1 pseudogene is annotated in these 270 nt (G+C 52.6%); it reads right to left on the reverse strand.

From position 1 onward, the window contains the following. A pseudogene (locus tag MWC30_RS22230) lies at window positions 1-270 on the reverse strand (hypothetical protein); the annotation flags it as partial.

The raw sequence follows: 270 nt of genomic DNA on the forward strand, positions 1-270 counted from the left end.
ACCAGTATTTGGACGAATGCTTGAGGGCGGCTTCACGGTGGTCGGGCAGTTCGATGCGTTGCTTTCTCTCCCATGAGCGTTTGTGTGTAGCGATGGGTTTTTCGTTGAAATAGACGGTGAGAGTGTGGGGATCTGCTTTGGCAGTGACCTGTTTTTGAATCGCCCAGGGAGGAACCGAGTACCAGTTGCCGTCAAAGAGAATAGAAAAATCGAATTGGACCGTGAGGGTGCTGGTATCACGGCAGTCGGGCAAAGGATGAACGAGGGGGT

This window comes from Desulforhabdus sp. TSK, from assembly GCF_022836495.1.
Taxonomy (GTDB): domain Bacteria; phylum Desulfobacterota; class Syntrophobacteria; order Syntrophobacterales; family Syntrophobacteraceae; genus Desulforhabdus.